Annotated in this window: 16 protein-coding genes; 7 read left to right on the top strand and 9 right to left on the bottom strand. The window is 36.2% G+C overall.

Annotation, left to right across the window (positions count from 1 at the left end):
• Window positions 1-213 precede the first annotated feature (213 nt).
• The 4 genes from secF to BEN26_RS00300 all read right to left on the bottom strand — a co-directional run bounded on the left by secF (window position 214) and on the right by BEN26_RS00300 (window position 3,273).
• Window positions 214-1,158, bottom strand: a complete 945-nt coding sequence (secF, locus tag BEN26_RS00315) for a protein translocase subunit SecF (protein WP_084818868.1) — start codon at window positions 1,156-1,158, stop codon at window positions 214-216.
• Window positions 1,148-2,380, bottom strand: a complete 1,233-nt coding sequence (secD, locus tag BEN26_RS00310; protein WP_082732341.1) for a protein translocase subunit SecD — start codon at window positions 2,378-2,380, stop codon at window positions 1,148-1,150. Before secD ends, secF begins: the two co-directional genes overlap by 11 nt.
• Window positions 2,381-2,511: 131 nt before the next feature.
• The gene (locus BEN26_RS00305) at window positions 2,512-2,745 is read right to left on the bottom strand and encodes a post-transcriptional regulator (protein ID WP_069800446.1); all 234 of its coding nucleotides are present in this window, start codon (window positions 2,743-2,745) and stop codon (window positions 2,512-2,514) included.
• Between the two features lie 81 nt (window positions 2,746-2,826).
• The gene (locus BEN26_RS00300) at window positions 2,827-3,273 is read right to left on the bottom strand and encodes a COG2426 family protein (protein ID WP_161937272.1); all 447 of its coding nucleotides are present in this window, start codon (window positions 3,271-3,273) and stop codon (window positions 2,827-2,829) included.
• 90 nt (window positions 3,274-3,363) lie between these two features.
• On the opposite strand from BEN26_RS00300, the gene spoVB reads away from it, so the two are divergent.
• Window positions 3,364-4,938: a stage V sporulation protein B gene (gene spoVB, locus BEN26_RS00295; RefSeq protein WP_069800356.1), complete on the top strand. Its 1,575-nt coding sequence runs from the start codon at window positions 3,364-3,366 to the stop codon at window positions 4,936-4,938.
• Here the strand turns inward: spoVB and BEN26_RS00290 are convergent.
• The gene (locus BEN26_RS00290; protein WP_068723190.1) at window positions 4,935-5,624 is read right to left on the bottom strand and encodes a DUF421 domain-containing protein; all 690 of its coding nucleotides are present in this window, start codon (window positions 5,622-5,624) and stop codon (window positions 4,935-4,937) included. The genes spoVB and BEN26_RS00290 overlap by 4 nt on opposite strands.
• 68 nt (window positions 5,625-5,692) lie before the next feature.
• Window positions 5,693-6,664, bottom strand: a complete 972-nt coding sequence (corA, locus tag BEN26_RS00285) for a magnesium/cobalt transporter CorA (RefSeq protein ID WP_069800358.1) — start codon at window positions 6,662-6,664, stop codon at window positions 5,693-5,695.
• 108 nt (window positions 6,665-6,772) lie between these two features.
• Between corA and BEN26_RS00280 the strand changes: the two genes are divergently transcribed.
• Together BEN26_RS00280 and BEN26_RS00275 are read left to right on the top strand one after the other, a co-directional pair.
• The gene (locus BEN26_RS00280) at window positions 6,773-7,165 is read left to right on the top strand and encodes a TIGR04086 family membrane protein (RefSeq protein ID WP_235589055.1); all 393 of its coding nucleotides are present in this window, start codon (window positions 6,773-6,775) and stop codon (window positions 7,163-7,165) included.
• A gap of 140 nt (window positions 7,166-7,305) precedes the next feature.
• Window positions 7,306-8,121, top strand: a complete 816-nt coding sequence (locus BEN26_RS00275; protein WP_069800360.1) for a phosphatase PAP2 family protein — start codon at window positions 7,306-7,308, stop codon at window positions 8,119-8,121.
• Between the two features lie 89 nt (window positions 8,122-8,210).
• Here BEN26_RS00275 and yajC read toward each other — a convergent pair whose 3' ends face one another.
• The 3 genes from yajC to queA are packed head-to-tail and all read right to left on the bottom strand — an operon-like array spanning window position 8,211 to window position 10,744.
• Window positions 8,211-8,522 carry a preprotein translocase subunit YajC gene (gene yajC, locus BEN26_RS00270; RefSeq protein WP_068723185.1) on the bottom strand — a complete coding sequence of 104 codons (312 nt, stop codon included), beginning with the start codon at window positions 8,520-8,522 and terminating at the stop codon, window positions 8,211-8,213.
• A gap of 42 nt (window positions 8,523-8,564) precedes the next feature.
• Complete coding sequence (gene tgt, locus BEN26_RS00265) at window positions 8,565-9,698, bottom strand: tRNA guanosine(34) transglycosylase Tgt (RefSeq protein WP_069800362.1); 1,134 nt, start codon at window positions 9,696-9,698, stop codon at window positions 8,565-8,567.
• A gap of 17 nt (window positions 9,699-9,715) precedes the next feature.
• Window positions 9,716-10,744 carry a tRNA preQ1(34) S-adenosylmethionine ribosyltransferase-isomerase QueA gene (queA, locus tag BEN26_RS00260; RefSeq protein WP_069800364.1) on the bottom strand — a complete coding sequence of 343 codons (1,029 nt, stop codon included), beginning with the start codon at window positions 10,742-10,744 and terminating at the stop codon, window positions 9,716-9,718.
• A 286-nt stretch (window positions 10,745-11,030) separates the two neighbouring features.
• Here queA and BEN26_RS00255 point away from each other — a divergent pair, with 286 nt between their 5' ends.
• The 4 genes from BEN26_RS00255 to BEN26_RS00240 are packed head-to-tail and all read left to right on the top strand — an operon-like array spanning window position 11,031 to window position 14,666.
• On the top strand, window positions 11,031-11,798 hold the full coding sequence (locus tag BEN26_RS00255; RefSeq protein ID WP_069800366.1) for a DeoR/GlpR family DNA-binding transcription regulator: 768 nt from the start codon (window positions 11,031-11,033) through the stop codon (window positions 11,796-11,798).
• Window positions 11,799-11,808: 10 nt separating this feature from the next.
• On the top strand, window positions 11,809-12,765 hold the full coding sequence (gene pfkB / locus BEN26_RS00250; RefSeq protein ID WP_069800368.1) for a 1-phosphofructokinase: 957 nt from the start codon (window positions 11,809-11,811) through the stop codon (window positions 12,763-12,765).
• A gap of 13 nt (window positions 12,766-12,778) precedes the next feature.
• Complete coding sequence (locus BEN26_RS00245; RefSeq protein ID WP_069800370.1) at window positions 12,779-14,164, top strand: PTS fructose transporter subunit IIC; 1,386 nt, start codon at window positions 12,779-12,781, stop codon at window positions 14,162-14,164.
• Between the two features lie 46 nt (window positions 14,165-14,210).
• Entirely contained in the window at window positions 14,211-14,666 is a 456-nt protein-coding gene (locus BEN26_RS00240) for a PTS sugar transporter subunit IIA (RefSeq protein WP_069800372.1), read from the top strand.
• Window positions 14,667-14,740 lie beyond the last annotated feature (74 nt).

The raw sequence follows: 14,740 nt of genomic DNA, 5'->3' as shown, positions 1-14,740 counted from the left end.
CTCCGTCATCCGTGCCCTTCTATGAATAAAGATTATGGAGAGAAGGGCACTTCTGAAGGCACACAAAGTGTACAAGTCGTGCTACACAGCTAAAGCTGCTAGTCACGCTATGTCGCAGCTTATGGAATATACAAACCCTTAAATGACAAATGGAAGAAAGTTATACTTTCTTAATCTTTTAAGAAAAAACCGCGGCTTTTACCGCGGTAACTCTTATGCTTCAGTTTGAGGAACTAATCGTTTCTTATTTAAATCTCTTGCTTTCCACACTACCCAAATTTGGGACGCAATAAAGATCGAAGAATACGTACCACTTAATAAGCCCATGAGTAAGGCAAATGAGAAGTTTTTAATGCCAGTACCACCAAAGATATATAATGCTAAAGCTGTAATGAAAACAGTAAGTACTGTATTGATTGAACGAGTCAATGTTTGATTGATCGCTGTATTTACAACATCAGCGATATCCTCAAATCTCTTAATCTTAGCATTTTTCAAGTTCTCTCTGATTCGGTCAAAAATAACAATGGTATCGTTGATCGAATAGCCTACAATAGTTAAGATCGCAGCAATAAAGGTTAAATCAACTTCAATTCTTAAAATGGAGAACATAGAAATCGTAAAGAAAGCATCATGTAATAAAGCGATAATGGCAGCAATCGCAAAACGATATTCAAAACGAATTGAAACATATAGAATAATTCCGATTGAAGCTAACAGAACAGAATACATCGCTTTTTTCGCTAGTTCACGACCCACTGTTGGATTTACAGTACTTTCTTGAATATCCACTTGTGAACCGTATTTTGAACGAAATACCTCTTTTATCACAGGTAAAGCTTTAGAATCGATTGTTTGGTCAAAACGAGCTATCGCCATTTCATTTTGATCTCCTGCAGTTCTGATTACACTAGGAGTCAAATTGATGTCTTTGATTCCTTGTTGTTTTGCTTTATTTTCCGCTTCTTTAAAAAGATTTCTTACATCTTTTTCAACAAAAGTCTTACCAATATTCACATCTAAACGGGATCCACTCTTAAAATCAATGCCTAAATTTAATCCAAAAACAACTAAGGATAAAAGACCTAGGATCAATAAAGATGCAGAGATAATAAAAAACTTCTTCCTATTCCCAACGAAATCAATATTAAAGTTCACTTATCTCTTCCTCCTTTACACCATAAAACCAGGTTTTATTGACAAGGTTGGATCTTACGAAGAGATTAAGCAATAATCTTGATCCATACACAGCAGTCAACATACTAACAAGGATACTTACAATCAATGTCACTGCAAAACCTTGAATTGGTCCACTTCCAAAATAAAATAAAACAATAGCCGCAATAATTGTTGTGATGTTCGCATCTAAAATCGTAGCAAAAGAACGATGTGAACCGGCACGAAGTGCAGACAATAAGCTTTTTCCACTTCTTAATTCTTCTTTGATCCGTTCATATGTAATGATATTAGCATCAACCGCCATACCGACACCTAGAACCAAGGCAGCAATACCTGGCAGTGTTAACGTAACATGCATTTGCCAGAACAATACTAGGATCAGATAGACGTATACAATCAATGAAAAACTAGCGATAATACCAGGAATTCGGTAATAGAAAATCATAAAGAGCAATACCAGAATAGAACCAATGATCCCGGCCTTTACAGCTAATTGTAAAGCTTTCATTCCTAAACTTGCACCCACACTTTGAGATTGAATCTCTTTCAACTCTAAAGGAAGAGCTCCGGCATTTAATAAATCAGCCAACTGCTGTGCTTCTTCTACTGTTCTTTGTCCGGTAATGGTTGCTATTCCATTTGAAATCACAGATTGAACGGTCGGATTGGTGATCATATCCTCATCAAGAAAAATACCAATCGGTTTGCCAATATATTCAGATGTAATTTTTGCAAACTTATCTGCATCTTTTAATTTTAATTCTACAATGGCTTGTCCATATTTGTTGACATCCACTTTTGAACCACCTGGAACTAAATCATTCCCATCCATCAATATTTCATTATTTTCATTTCTAAAGGTTAATTTAGCAGGTTTACCTAATAAATTACGGGCTTTATCTTGGTCAGTGACCCCTGCTAATTTAACACGAATTCGATCATTACCCTCAATATCAATCTCAGGTTCAGTTACACCAAGCACATTGATTCTTCGTTCAATGGCAGAAACCGTATCTTTTAAAGCTTTATTAGTCACTTCTTGTCCATCTAAAGCCTTTGCTTGATATAATACTTCAAATCCACCTTGAAGGTCTAAGCCTAAGGTAATGTTTTTTAATACGTTCCCAGTAGTGAAGATCATTGTTAGGGAAAGTGCTGCAATGATGATAATAAGTCCGACTAGTTTACTCCAACGAACCATGAACAGTTGTCCTCCTTTTTTGCTCAATAAAAACATTATAATTCTTTCAAGAAAAGGGTGCAAGAAAACATAAATTAACCTACAAAAATATACAAAATTAAAAAGCATCCAAAGATGCCTTTATATAAAGACTAATTTATATTTAATCCTTTATAAGCATTTAACGTCATCCAATTCATAAAAGTAGTCACTTTCAACGATAAAATATCATTTACCAATTGATGGATAGGGGGTAATTCCCCGTTGTACTTCTCTGAAATACAATCCCATACCTCTTTACCTGTCACATGTTCATAGCCCATTAAAGCAAATTCTTCTGCTTTGCTTTTGCACAATTGTTCTATTTGCTGATTTAGTTCATGCATCTCCAATTTTCTTCACCACACTTCCAATTCTTTCACTCTCATTATACGATATGTTCAGAGAATTGTCCTACTATATTCTTTCTAGCTCAATAAAAGGTTGCTTGCAATTCCCATGATAAAACCAGCAAATACAACACCAAGAGCAATGGCCGGAAAAGCATAAGAAATCTTAACTCTTAAAAAAGTGGCAAGTAATGCGGCAGACCAAGCACCTGTCGTTGGTAGTGGTATGGCAGTAAAAATAAACAAGCCAAAAGCACCATAGCGATCTAGATTATTTTTCCCTTTTCTTAGGGTACGCCGATAACTCCATTGATACATTCTTCGATACCAGTTAAAACGCATAAAAATCCGACTAATAGGCTCAAACAAAATCAAGAGGGGAAGAATTGGTATCATATTGCCAAGCACACTTAATAAGAATACCTCCCAAAAGGGCAATCCTAGGCTAATCCCAATTGGTATCGAGCCTCGTAACTCAATAAAAGGTAACATACTGATAAAAAGGATATAAAGTTCTGTTTTCATCGCCATCTCCTTCATATAGAAGTCATGAGTCCATCTTTTTGGACATATATCATTATAGACAAGAAATAGACATAGAAAGAAGGGAAAGAGATGAAGAAACAAAACTTTGTGAAAGGAACGATGATCCTAGTTGTAGGTGGCCTTATTACCCGTGCACTTGGTACCATCTATCGAATCTTTTTATCACGAATGATTGGCCCTGAAGCAATTGGCCTATATCAAATGTCCTTTCCCACACTTATTATGATGATCACGATTGTCACAGCAGGTCTACCGATTGCGGTATCCAAATTAGTTGCTGAAGCTGAGGCTGAAAAAGATTTAGCAAAGGTAAAAAAAGTTCTTCATATCGCCCTTTCTCTAGTGATTCTTATTTCTTTGATTGTCTCATTCTTATTTTATTTGCTAATCCCTTTAATTTCAAAATATTTTTTAACGGATGAGAGAGTTTATTATACTTTAATCATAATAATTCCTATTATACCAATCATCTCTATTTCATCTGTATTAAGAGGTTATTTTCAAGGAAAACAAAATATGATTCCTTCTGCAATGTCCACCATTATCGAAACGATCTTTAGAATGATTTTTGGGATGATCTTTTCTTTAATCGGATTAGAAAAAGGAGTAGAGTATGCTTCAGCTGGAGCAATGATTGGTATGGTGATTGGGGAAATGGCTGGATTTCTTACCTTGCTCATTCAATACCAATTTCATAAAAACGAAAATAGGCCTGTTCAAAAACAGAAATTACGACCCTTATTGAATCAAAACGAAAATATTTATCACAAAATCAATCGTATTGCTCTGCCTGTTACTACTAGTCAGGTAATCGGTTCTCTTGCCTATTTTATTGAGCCAAGCATTGTTTCACATAGTTTAGCAATTGCAGGGATCTCAACAGCAATGGCTACTGCTTTATATGGGCAATTAGCAGGTATGGCCTTACTTGTCCTATTTTTCCCGACCGTAATCACTTATTCTTTATCTCTTTCCCTTATTCCAGCGATTAGTGAAGCAGCTGCGAGAAAAGAAATGTCTTTGGTTTATAAACGGTTGCACCAAGCTCTCAATATCGCATATATGATTGGTTTGCCTGCTTCTGTTGTGATGTTTATTATGGCAGATCCGTTAGCAAATCTTTTATTTGCAACCCCACAGGTTGGCCATTTAATGAAAATAATGGCACCTTTTGCCATCTTCTTATATATTCAACGCCCCTTAGCAGCTACGTTACAGGGATTAGATCAGGCAAAAGAGTCGATGAAGAACTCGATTATTGGAGCAATTGCCAAAACGATTGCAATTTTTGTGTTAGCCTCAAATCCTCGTTTTGGGATTGATGGGGTTGCTATGGCGATCAATTTAGGGATGATGCTTGTCACAGTTCTTCATTTCCGCTGTATTGTCCATTTGATTGGCTATACCATTAAATTAAAGCCGATATTAACGATTGGCCTATCCTCCTTAGCTATGGGTTATATTTCTTATTTAGTCCTGTCCTACGCTAAATTCCCATTTCCTTTGGGGATTCGTATGATTTTATCACTTGTTTTAAGCCTGATCGCTTATCTTTATCTATTACTGTTATTCAAGGTAATAAAAAAACAGGATATCGCCCGTATTCCATGGATTGGCCCTGGAATCGCTCGTATCCTGCCTTAATTCTTCTGATCCTTTAAGTCAATAAATAATTTACCTGTATGGTCAACGGTGGCAAAAAAGACCTGAGAAATATCTTTGATACCATGTTTACGAATTTCTTTCTTTAACCAATTGATATCCTTATTAATTTTTCCCAAATTGGTCTTAATCGCTTTTCCATCCTCGATAATAGCAAGAGGAAGTCCGTAGTAATCTTGACCTGAGATATTCAGGTCTTCTTTTGTTACTGGCAATTGACTTGGTTTAGGAAAAACGGTTAATTTCCCCGACGGCTCTAAAATGGCAAATTCCACATCTGCTACATTATTGATATTTTTCTCTCTTAGTTGAATCAAGAGATCATCCATGGAATAACGCTGTTTCGCCATTTCTTTATCTCTAATTTTTCCATTCGCTATCAAAACGGATGGTTCCCCTTCAACCAAATCTCTTACTCTTTTACTTTTTAACGAAATATAAGATAGGAAAACTTGGGTTACCATTAGAGCAAGAATTGGCAATATTCCCTTTAATATAGAGCTATTTGTATCTTCGATCACCAAAACCGCGATATCAGCCATCATAATATAAACGACGACATCAAAGATTGAGAGCTTTCCTATTTCTCTTTTTCCCATCAATCTCAAAACAACTAATACAAAAAAATACATAAAGAGCGTTCGAAATAGAGAAGTAAAGATTGTCATTTGCTACTCCTTCTTATCCTGAGTTTCAAATTTTAGTCTTTACCAACTATCCGATAATTATTACACCCTCACAACCATTTTCTCTTTTTAAATGCATACAACATGGTTACAGCTAAAAAGATCATTCCTAAAACAATAACCACGATCGAGAGTGGATGTTCTTCATAAGGAATCTTTACATTCATCCCAAATATTCCTGTAATAAAAGTTAATGGCATCATAATGGTAGAAATAATCGTTAGCACCCTCATGATCTCCGTCGTTTTGGCACTTACAATAGAATAATACGTATCTAATGCACTATTCACCAAATCCCGATACGTTTCAGTGCTATCGACGATTCGTTCAAGGTGGTCAATTAAATCTATAAAGTACGGGATATTCTCTTCATTCACTTCAAATGTCCATAACCCATTAAGATGAGCAAAAATTCTTTTTTGTGGCATAATCACTTTTCTGATTAAAATAATAGACCGTTTTAACGCCATAAATTCTTCTGTGATTTCTTCCATTCGATGTTCATACATTTCATCTTCTAATTCATCAATTCTAACACGAATTCGGTCAAGGATAGGAAAATATTCATCTGTAATCCCATCTACAATGGCATATAGCAAATAATCTGGCCCTTTGCTCATATAATCTGAATGATTTAAACTTCTAGCCGCTACTTTACCAATCGGATTTAATGGATTCTTATGAATGGTTACCACATAGTTATCTCCTAAAAAGACATTCAGTTCTAAGGTGGAAATTTCATCATCACTATCTTCATTATATTTTAATGCATGGAAGACGAAAAAAAAGTAATCGTCATAGCGGTCAACTTTGGCCCTGGGGCTAATCTGCAAACAATCCTCAATCGCTAAAGGGTGGAATTGAAACAGTTTTCCGATATAGGTAAGCTCTTCAGCTTTCACATCATACAAATCAATCCATAATAAATTCTCAGCAGATTGTAAATAACGATTCAACTGAGTTAAATCAATATCGTGATACATTTTTTGTTCGTTACGATGATAATAATATGTCTTAATCATTAGATAATCCCCCTTTAAGACCACTGAAATATTATACTAAAGAACCCAACATAATGCTAGAATTCCCAGCATAATATTTACAAACTAATAAAAATGGGAGGGATCAGGATGAAATTAAATCCAATGACAAACATAACACCTAAAATTACCAATCCAATCTTAAGCGGGCTTGTTTACACTTACGCTATTGTGATCATCGCTTCTTTATTTTGGGCATTGCTTCTTTATTTTACTTCTCTATCTGATACGAATCTATCACTTTTTAGTTATACAATTACTGCCATCAGTTTATTATTTGGCGGGTTTGTCTCTGGAAAAAGGGCAGGTTCAAGAGGATGGTATTACGGAGGGATTACAGGAGCAATTTATGGTTTGATCTTAGCCATTATTGGTTTCTTAGGTTTCGATGCAAGCTTCAATCTTAGAAACCTTGTTTTAATCATTTTAGCTTTCTTGTTTGGAGCACTTGGTGGTATTTTTGGCGTAAATAGTAAAAAATAGTTTAGGGTAACTGTGGGAAATTTTTGAAATGAAACATAGAATACTATATCTCCACTAGGGTTTATGGTACAATTAAAAAAGTTGCTAAAGTTGAGTACTAACCAAAGCGGCAGTTGAGTTCTTCTTTCAGGGGGGATTCTATGTTTCAATCGATGAATACCATCATTCTAACCGTTGCGATTTTAGTCATCATAATTTCATCGGTTCTATTACAAAAAAATCCGTACCGAACACTTAAAGATATGTTTGTGAAACTTTTTTCTGATAAAAAATACCTACTTCATTTTTTGGCCTTATTTCTTATTCTCTATTTCAACAAAATCGAGCAAAAAATAGAGAAAGATTTAGTTGTGCCAGATTTTACCCCAATGATACATCAGTGGGAAGGTAATATTGTTTATTTTATTCAGCAGTGGTTTATGAATGATTCGTTAACTTATCTACTTACCTTTTTCTATGTCATCATCTTTCCAACAATGATGGTTACTTCTTTTATTGTTTATTCAAATCATGATGATGACAGATCGTTTTATTCACTCATTTATGCAATGATGTTAAACTATATCATCGCTATCCCGTTTTATCTCTTTTTCCCAGTTTATGAAGTATGGTATTATGATCCACACGTTCAGTTTTTGATTCCAAAAGTATATCCTAACTTTGAGATCGAATATCGAGCTCTTTCAGGTCTCGATAATAATTTTCCAAGCTTACACACTTCGATTTCTGTCACGATTGCTTTAATTGCTTTGCGTTCAAAAAGTAAATGGCTTGGTAAGATTACCATGTTCAGTGCGGGAGTAATTATTTTCTCTATCTTTTATTTAGGGATTCACTGGTTATCTGATATGACAGCTGGTATTTTATTAGGAATGATCGCTAGTCAAACTGGCTATATTCTTAGTGATAACCTTTCTACCAGCAAACAGTTAAGACTTAGCTCTTCGCGAAGATAAAGGAAGAAATCTATAAAAGCGCCCCAATGTGATGCTAAAAAAGAGATAGACTCTGGATACCAGATCTATCTCTTTTTATGTATTTTTGTCTATTTCTTATTTTCTTCTTTGTTATCTTCAACTACACCATTGATTGCATTACGATCAAATGTTAATTTAGTGCTTTCATTTACGCGAAGGGTAACCTTATCGTCAGTTAAGTCAATGATCGTACCATATAAACCTCCAATGGTAATCACCTTATCGTTTTTCTTTAAGTTAGAAAGCATTACATTTCTTTGTTTTGTTCGCTTTTGTTGTGGGCGAATCAACAAGAAATAAAAAATAACAAACATTAGAATCAATGGTAATATAGTAGCTAATAAGCTACCTTGGGCTGCTGTCTCTTGAGCCAAATTCATGAATTTTCCCTCCTTTCCTTAGAGTATAGCATACCATAAAGTTTAGAATGAGCGTAACTCATTTATTCCATATTGTTCAAAAAATTCCTCTTTAAACTCTAAAAGCCGATCTTCCATAATAGCCTCACGAATTTTTTTCATTAGTTCCAATAAAAAGTATAAATTATGATATGAAGTAAGTCTTAATCCAAAAATCTCATCTGCTTTTAAAAGGTGTCTAACGTATGCTCTTGAATAATTTTGACAGGTATAACAACCACAAACTGGATCAATTGGCCCAAAATCCCTCGCATACTTAGCATTACGTACAACAAGTCTTCCTTGACTGGTCATCGTTGTTCCATTTCTGGCAATTCTTGTAGGTAAGACACAGTCAAACATATCCATCCCTCGAATAACCCCTTCAAATAATGATTCAGGATCGCCAACCCCCATCAGGTAACGAGGTTTATTCTCTGGTAGTAAAGAAGTGGTATATTCCAATACCTCATACATCATATCCTTTGGTTCCCCTACACTTAACCCACCAACAGCATATCCGGGAAAATCTAAAGAAGTAATCTCTTTGGCACTCTGTTCACGTAAATCTTTATACATACCACCTTGAACAATACCAAATAATGCTTGATCATTTGGCCGTTGATGCGCCTTTAGGGAACGCTCTGCCCAACGAGTGGTTCTTTCCAATGATTGCTTGACATATTCCCGTTCCGCTGGATATGGTGGACACTCATCAAAGGCCATCATAATGTCTGAGCCAAGCGCATTTTGTATTTCAATCGAAGTTTCTGGCCCAATAAAGAGTTTTTCCCCACTTAAATGATTGCGAAAATGTACCCCTTCTTCAGTAATGTTACGGAGGTCACTTAAACTAAAAACCTGGAATCCACCACTATCGGTTAAAATTGGGCGATCCCAATTCATAAAAGAATGAAGACCCCCAGCTTCTTTAACTATCTCGTGTCCAGGTCGCAAAAACAAATGATAAGTGTTGCTCAAAATGATTTGAGCATTCATCTCTTTTAACTCTTCCGGGCTCATCGCTTTTACAGTCGCTTGTGTTCCCACAGGCATAAAGATTGGTGTCTCTATTACGCCATGAGGTGTATGTAAACGCCCTAAACGTGCCCCTGTTTTTTTATCTTTTTTGATCAATTCATAGCGAACTGCCGACATGATATCTCTCCTTGTATTCAATAAATAAACATGGCATCGCCGAAACTAAAAAAGCGGTAATGGTGTTGAATTGCCTCACGGTAGGCTTTCATCACCTGCTCCCTTCCGGCTAAAGCACTAACCAACATGATTAACGAAGACTTGGGCAAATGAAAATTCGTAATCATCGCATCAATTGCTTTAAATTGATAACCTGGATAAATAAAAATATCTGTCCAACCCTGTTTTGCAATGAAACGCCTTGATTCTTGGTCTATCACGGTTTCTAGTGTACGTACCGAGGTTGTGCCGACAGCGATGATTCTTCGTCCATCTGACTTAGCTTGATTTAATTTTTCCGCTACCTCTTCTGATAAAGAATAGAATTCAGAATGCATATGATGTTCTTCAATATTCTCTGTTTGTACTGGGCGGAAGGTTCCTAAACCAACATGTAAAGTAATATAAAGGATTTCAATCCCTTTTTCTTTGATTTGTTCTAACAATTCCTTTGTAAAATGCAAGCCTGCTGTTGGAGCTGCTGCAGAACCTAAATTTTTGGCATATACCGTCTGATAGCGATCCTTATCTTCTAATTGTTCTTTAATATAGGGAGGAAGCGGCATTTGGCCAAGTTGGTCTAGGATTTCATTAAAAACCCCTTGGTATTGAAAACGGATGATTCTTCCCCCTACCTCTGTCATATCCTCAACGATTCCCGTTAATAAGCCATGGCCAAAGATAATCTGATGACCAACTCGTAGCTTTTTTCCAGGTTTAACAAGGGTTTCCCAACGGTCATTCTCTAGCTGTTTTAATAAGAGAACCTCGATTTTAGCCCCAGTCTCCTTTTTTATGCCAAACAAACGAGCAGGGAGTACTTTAGTATCGTTAAGCACTAATGTATCCCCCGGTTGTAAATAGTCCACAATATCTTTGAAATGATGATGCCTAATCTCCCCTGTTTTTCGATTCAAAGTAAGCATCTTAGATTCTGCTCGATTCTTTAGTGGGGTTTGAGCAATCAGCTCTTCTGGCAAGTAAAAGTCAAATAATTCAATATTCATTATTCAAGTTCATCCTTTATCTATGATCCACATTATGTACTAGTATTTCAAACTGGATTGGTCTATATACCCAAGCTATTCAACGGTATCTACTATAGCAATCCTTGTTGTTTTTGACAACACCATTCTTACATTTTGCTTCTTCTTACCCTCTTGCATAGATAAAACTAACATAATATAATCATAAATAAGCATAAACAAAAACAAACAGTCATATTTTTAATGTAAAACGCTTGCAAGCATTCATAAACAGTCATATTAATGTTGAAAGGAGGGAGCTATTTTCTTGTTTAGTGAAGAACGAAAAACCAAGATATTAGAATATGTGCAAAAATACGCTAGAGCCTCTGTTCCAGAATTAGCCGAACTTTTTCAAGTATCAGAGTCGACGGTACGTAGGGACCTTAAAGAACTAGAGGATGAAAAGCTAATCAAAAGAACTCATGGTGGTGCAATTCCGATTGAAGGGGTCAATTTTGAACCTACCTTTCAAGAAAAAGAAGATCGTTATAGTAAGGAAAAAGAAATGATTGCTAAAAAGGCTACTGATTTCATTGAAGAAGGAGATACGATCTTACTTGATTCAGGCACAACCATCTATTATTTGGTTAAAGAATTAAAAAGATTTAACAGATTGACTGTTGTTACGAATTCCCTTGTTTTTGCTCAAGAACTGCAAGATATAAAAGGAATTGAAGTAATCATCATTGGTGGCTCTTTAAGAAAAGAAACTTTAGCATTAGTTGGCCCTTTTGCAGAACAATCCTTAAGTATGATTAAAGTGGATAAGGCCTTTATCGCAACAAATGGAATCGATCTAAAAGAAGGAATCACAACTCCAAACTTACTTGAAGCCGCTACGAAAAGAAGGATGATTCAATCAGCAAAACAAGTGATACTACTTACAGATCATAGTAAAATTGGAAAGGTTGCCTTTGCAAAGGTTGCAGACCTTCAGGAAATCGATAAATATGTAATCGATGATGGGATTTCTGAAAGCGTCGTCAAGCAATTAAATGATCTGGGAGTCGATCTCTATCTTGTATCAACATAGGAGGGAAATCATGAATCAAACCATTATTACAGTCACCTTAAATCCCGCCTTAGATAAAACGATTACCCTCGATCAACTTGAAATTGGAGGCTTAAATCGAACAAAGGAAATACGTATCGATCCTGGTGGGAAAGGAATTAACGCGGCAAAGGTCTTAAAAACTTTTCATGTAGATGTATTAGCAACAGGTTTTATTGCTGGTCAAACAGGAAAACAACTAATCGGGCAACTAAATCAATTAGCAATCCCTAACCACTTTGTAGAGGTAAATGGTGAAACCAGAACCAATTTAAAAATCGTAGACGAAGATGCAAATGTGACAACAGAAATCAATGAACCTGGATTTAGCATATCTAATCAAGAAATAGAGCTTTTTAAACAGCAATTGTCTCAAAGAATCACTCCTCATTCTGTTGTTATTTTTGGCGGGAGCCTACCAGTCAATGCTCCTACATCCATTTATCAAGAACTTATAGATATGACCAATAAAAAAGGAGCGAAAACGATTTTAGATGCGGATGGACCTGCCTTACAAGAAGGGATCAAAGCGAAACCGTTTGCGATCAAACCAAATCTTTATGAATTAGAACAATTATTAGGTCAGACATTAGATCACCAACAAAAGATACTTTCAGCAGGAAAGGAAATCATTGAATCAGGTATTTCATTGGTGATGATTTCAATGGGTGAACAGGGTGCAATTATTTTAAATGCAAAAGAAGCCTATCATATTACCCCATTTTCAATTACACCGAAAAGCACTGTAGGTGCCGGTGACTCAATGGTTGCTACCCTTGCATATTCACTGTTGCAAAATAAAAGTTTAGAGGAAACCGGTTTACTAGCCACAACTGCTGGAACGATTACTGCATCTAAAGAAGGTACACAAGTTTGTACTTTGGAGGAAATAGTCCAATCCATCAATCGAAGTAAATCGTCTAATTTAAATAAAATGATTAAAAATTAAGAGGAGGATTTATATGTCTAAGAAAATTCTAGCAGTAACAGCTTGTCCAACAGGTATTGCCCATACCTATATGGCAGCTGAAAGTTTGCAAAAAGCAGCAAAAGAAAAAGGTCTGGATTTTAAAGTAGAAACAAGAGGGGCAGTTGGTGTCGAAAATGGTTTAACTGAACAAGAAATTGCTGAAGCACATGCAATTATTCTCGCAGCCGATACGGATGTAGATGAAGCACGATTTGAAGGAAAAAATGTGATTAAAGTAGGTGTGGCTGAAGCGATTAAAAATCCTAACAGCCTAATTGAGAAAGCGTTGTCACTACAACCTACGAACAAAACTAGTTATACTGAGAAGGTACAACAAATAAAAGCGGAGAGAAGTTCTCAACGTACTGGAGCATATAAACACCTAATGAATGGCGTATCTTATATGATTCCACTTGTTGTTGCCGGAGGACTTCTGATAGCTATCTCATTTATCTTCGGTATTAAAGCATTTGATCCTAACGATCCTGCTTATAATCCAATCGCTAAAGCGTTGATGGATATCGGTGGAGGCTCTGCCTTTGCTCTAATGGTTCCTGTCCTTGCCGGATTCATTGCATTTTCCATTGCGGATAAACCTGGTTTAACTCCTGGACTTATTGGTGGTATGTTAGCTAGCAAAATTGGTTCTGGATTTTTAGGTGGAATTGTTGCTGGTTTTCTAGCCGGTTATGTGGCTAAGTGGTTAAAAAACTCTATTAAGTTGCCTAAAAACTTTGCAGGTCTTATCCCAATCTTAATTATTCCTTTCCTTTCTACTTTAATTGTTGGATTATTGATGGTATTTGTTATCGGAACACCAGTAAAGACTGTGATGGATGGCTTGACCAATTGGCTTACAGGATTAAGTGGTACGAATAGAATATTTCTTGGTTTGATTTTAGGTGCAATGATGGCCTTTGATATGGGTGGTCCACTAAATAAAGCTGCTTATACCTTTGCTGTTGGATTACTTGGAAGTAATGTTTTTGAACCAATGGCCGCAGTTATGGCTGCTGGAATGACTCCACCATTAGGTCTTTGGTTAGCTACACGTCTTGCACCAAAAAAATATACGGTTGAAGAAAGAGAAGCTGGTAAAGCTGCTGCTGTGCTAGGGATCTCTTTTATCACAGAAGGTGCCATTCCATTTGCGGCCGCTGACCCATTACGTGTGATTCCATCTATTGTAGCTGGTTCTGCAGTAACAGGAGCTTTATCCATGTTATTCGGAGCTACATTACGCGCACCACATGGAGGAATCTTTGTTCTACCTATTCCACATGCAGTTGGAAATCTTCTGATGTACACTGTGGCCATTATTGCAGGTACTGTGGTTACAGCGATTGTGGTTAATATACTAAAAAAAGCTAAAGAATAAGGAAAAGTTAAATAAAAACATAGAAACGACTTGGAGGTTAAGCAACATGAATTTATCTACCCTATTAAAGGAAGAAACGATTAAGTTAAATCTACAAGCTATATCAAAAGAAGATAGTATCAAGAAAATGACGGAACTTATGAACAGTGCAGGCTTTCTATCTGACATTCAAACCTATACTGAGGCAGTTCTGAACCGTGAAAAGCAAGGCTCTACTGGAATTGGTTTTGGCGTGGCCATCCCTCATGGAAAATCAAATGGTGTTAAAAAGCCAGGTCTTGGCTTTGCCAGATTAGCTCAACCTGTTGAGTGGGAATCCCTTGATGGAAATCCAGTAACGATGGTATTCCTTATCGCAGTCCCAGAAGAAAGTGCGGGAAATGAGCATTTACAAATCTTAGCTGCTATTTCTCGTAAACTGATTCACGAAGAGTTTAGAAATCAGTTGATGACAGCTAATACGCCAGAAGAAATTTTAAATATTTTAAACACAGCTGAATAAACTATAAGCCGATCATAAGAAAGACGTGCTGACCAATAAGGTTTTCACGTCTTTTTTATTCTTTATATTTAATT

This window comes from Tepidibacillus sp. HK-1, from assembly GCF_001748485.2.
GTDB classification, from domain to species: Bacteria; Bacillota; Bacilli; order Tepidibacillales; family Tepidibacillaceae; genus Tepidibacillus_B; species Tepidibacillus_B infernus.
The sequence above is the reverse complement of the archived record's forward strand: the minus strand, read 5'-3'. Positions and strand labels throughout refer to the sequence as shown.

What these genes read in the sequence shown, in the direction of transcription:
- secD (WP_082732341.1), bottom strand. Translation starts at nt 2,380, where the DNA reads ATGGTTCGTTGGAGTAAACTAGTCGGACTTATTATCATCATTGCAGCA.
- BEN26_RS00305 (WP_069800446.1), bottom strand. Translation starts at nt 2,745, where the DNA reads ATGCATGAACTAAATCAGCAAATAGAACAATTGTGCAAAAGCAAAGCA.
- BEN26_RS00300 (WP_161937272.1), bottom strand. Translation starts at nt 3,273, where the DNA reads ATGAAAACAGAACTTTATATCCTTTTTATCAGTATGTTACCTTTTATT.
- spoVB (WP_069800356.1), top strand. Translation starts at nt 3,364, where the DNA reads ATGAAGAAACAAAACTTTGTGAAAGGAACGATGATCCTAGTTGTAGGT.
- BEN26_RS00290 (WP_068723190.1), bottom strand. Translation starts at nt 5,624, where the DNA reads ATGACAATCTTTACTTCTCTATTTCGAACGCTCTTTATGTATTTTTTT.
- corA (WP_069800358.1), bottom strand. Translation starts at nt 6,664, where the DNA reads ATGATTAAGACATATTATTATCATCGTAACGAACAAAAAATGTATCAC.
- BEN26_RS00280 (WP_235589055.1), top strand. Translation starts at nt 6,773, where the DNA reads ATGAAATTAAATCCAATGACAAACATAACACCTAAAATTACCAATCCA.
- BEN26_RS00275 (WP_069800360.1), top strand. Translation starts at nt 7,306, where the DNA reads ATGTTTCAATCGATGAATACCATCATTCTAACCGTTGCGATTTTAGTC.
- yajC (WP_068723185.1), bottom strand. Translation starts at nt 8,522, where the DNA reads ATGAATTTGGCTCAAGAGACAGCAGCCCAAGGTAGCTTATTAGCTACT.
- tgt (WP_069800362.1), bottom strand. Translation starts at nt 9,698, where the DNA reads ATGTCGGCAGTTCGCTATGAATTGATCAAAAAAGATAAAAAAACAGGG.
- queA (WP_069800364.1), bottom strand. Translation starts at nt 10,744, where the DNA reads ATGAATATTGAATTATTTGACTTTTACTTGCCAGAAGAGCTGATTGCT.
- pfkB (WP_069800368.1), top strand. Translation starts at nt 11,809, where the DNA reads ATGAATCAAACCATTATTACAGTCACCTTAAATCCCGCCTTAGATAAA.
- BEN26_RS00245 (WP_069800370.1), top strand. Translation starts at nt 12,779, where the DNA reads ATGTCTAAGAAAATTCTAGCAGTAACAGCTTGTCCAACAGGTATTGCC.
- BEN26_RS00240 (WP_069800372.1), top strand. Translation starts at nt 14,211, where the DNA reads ATGAATTTATCTACCCTATTAAAGGAAGAAACGATTAAGTTAAATCTA.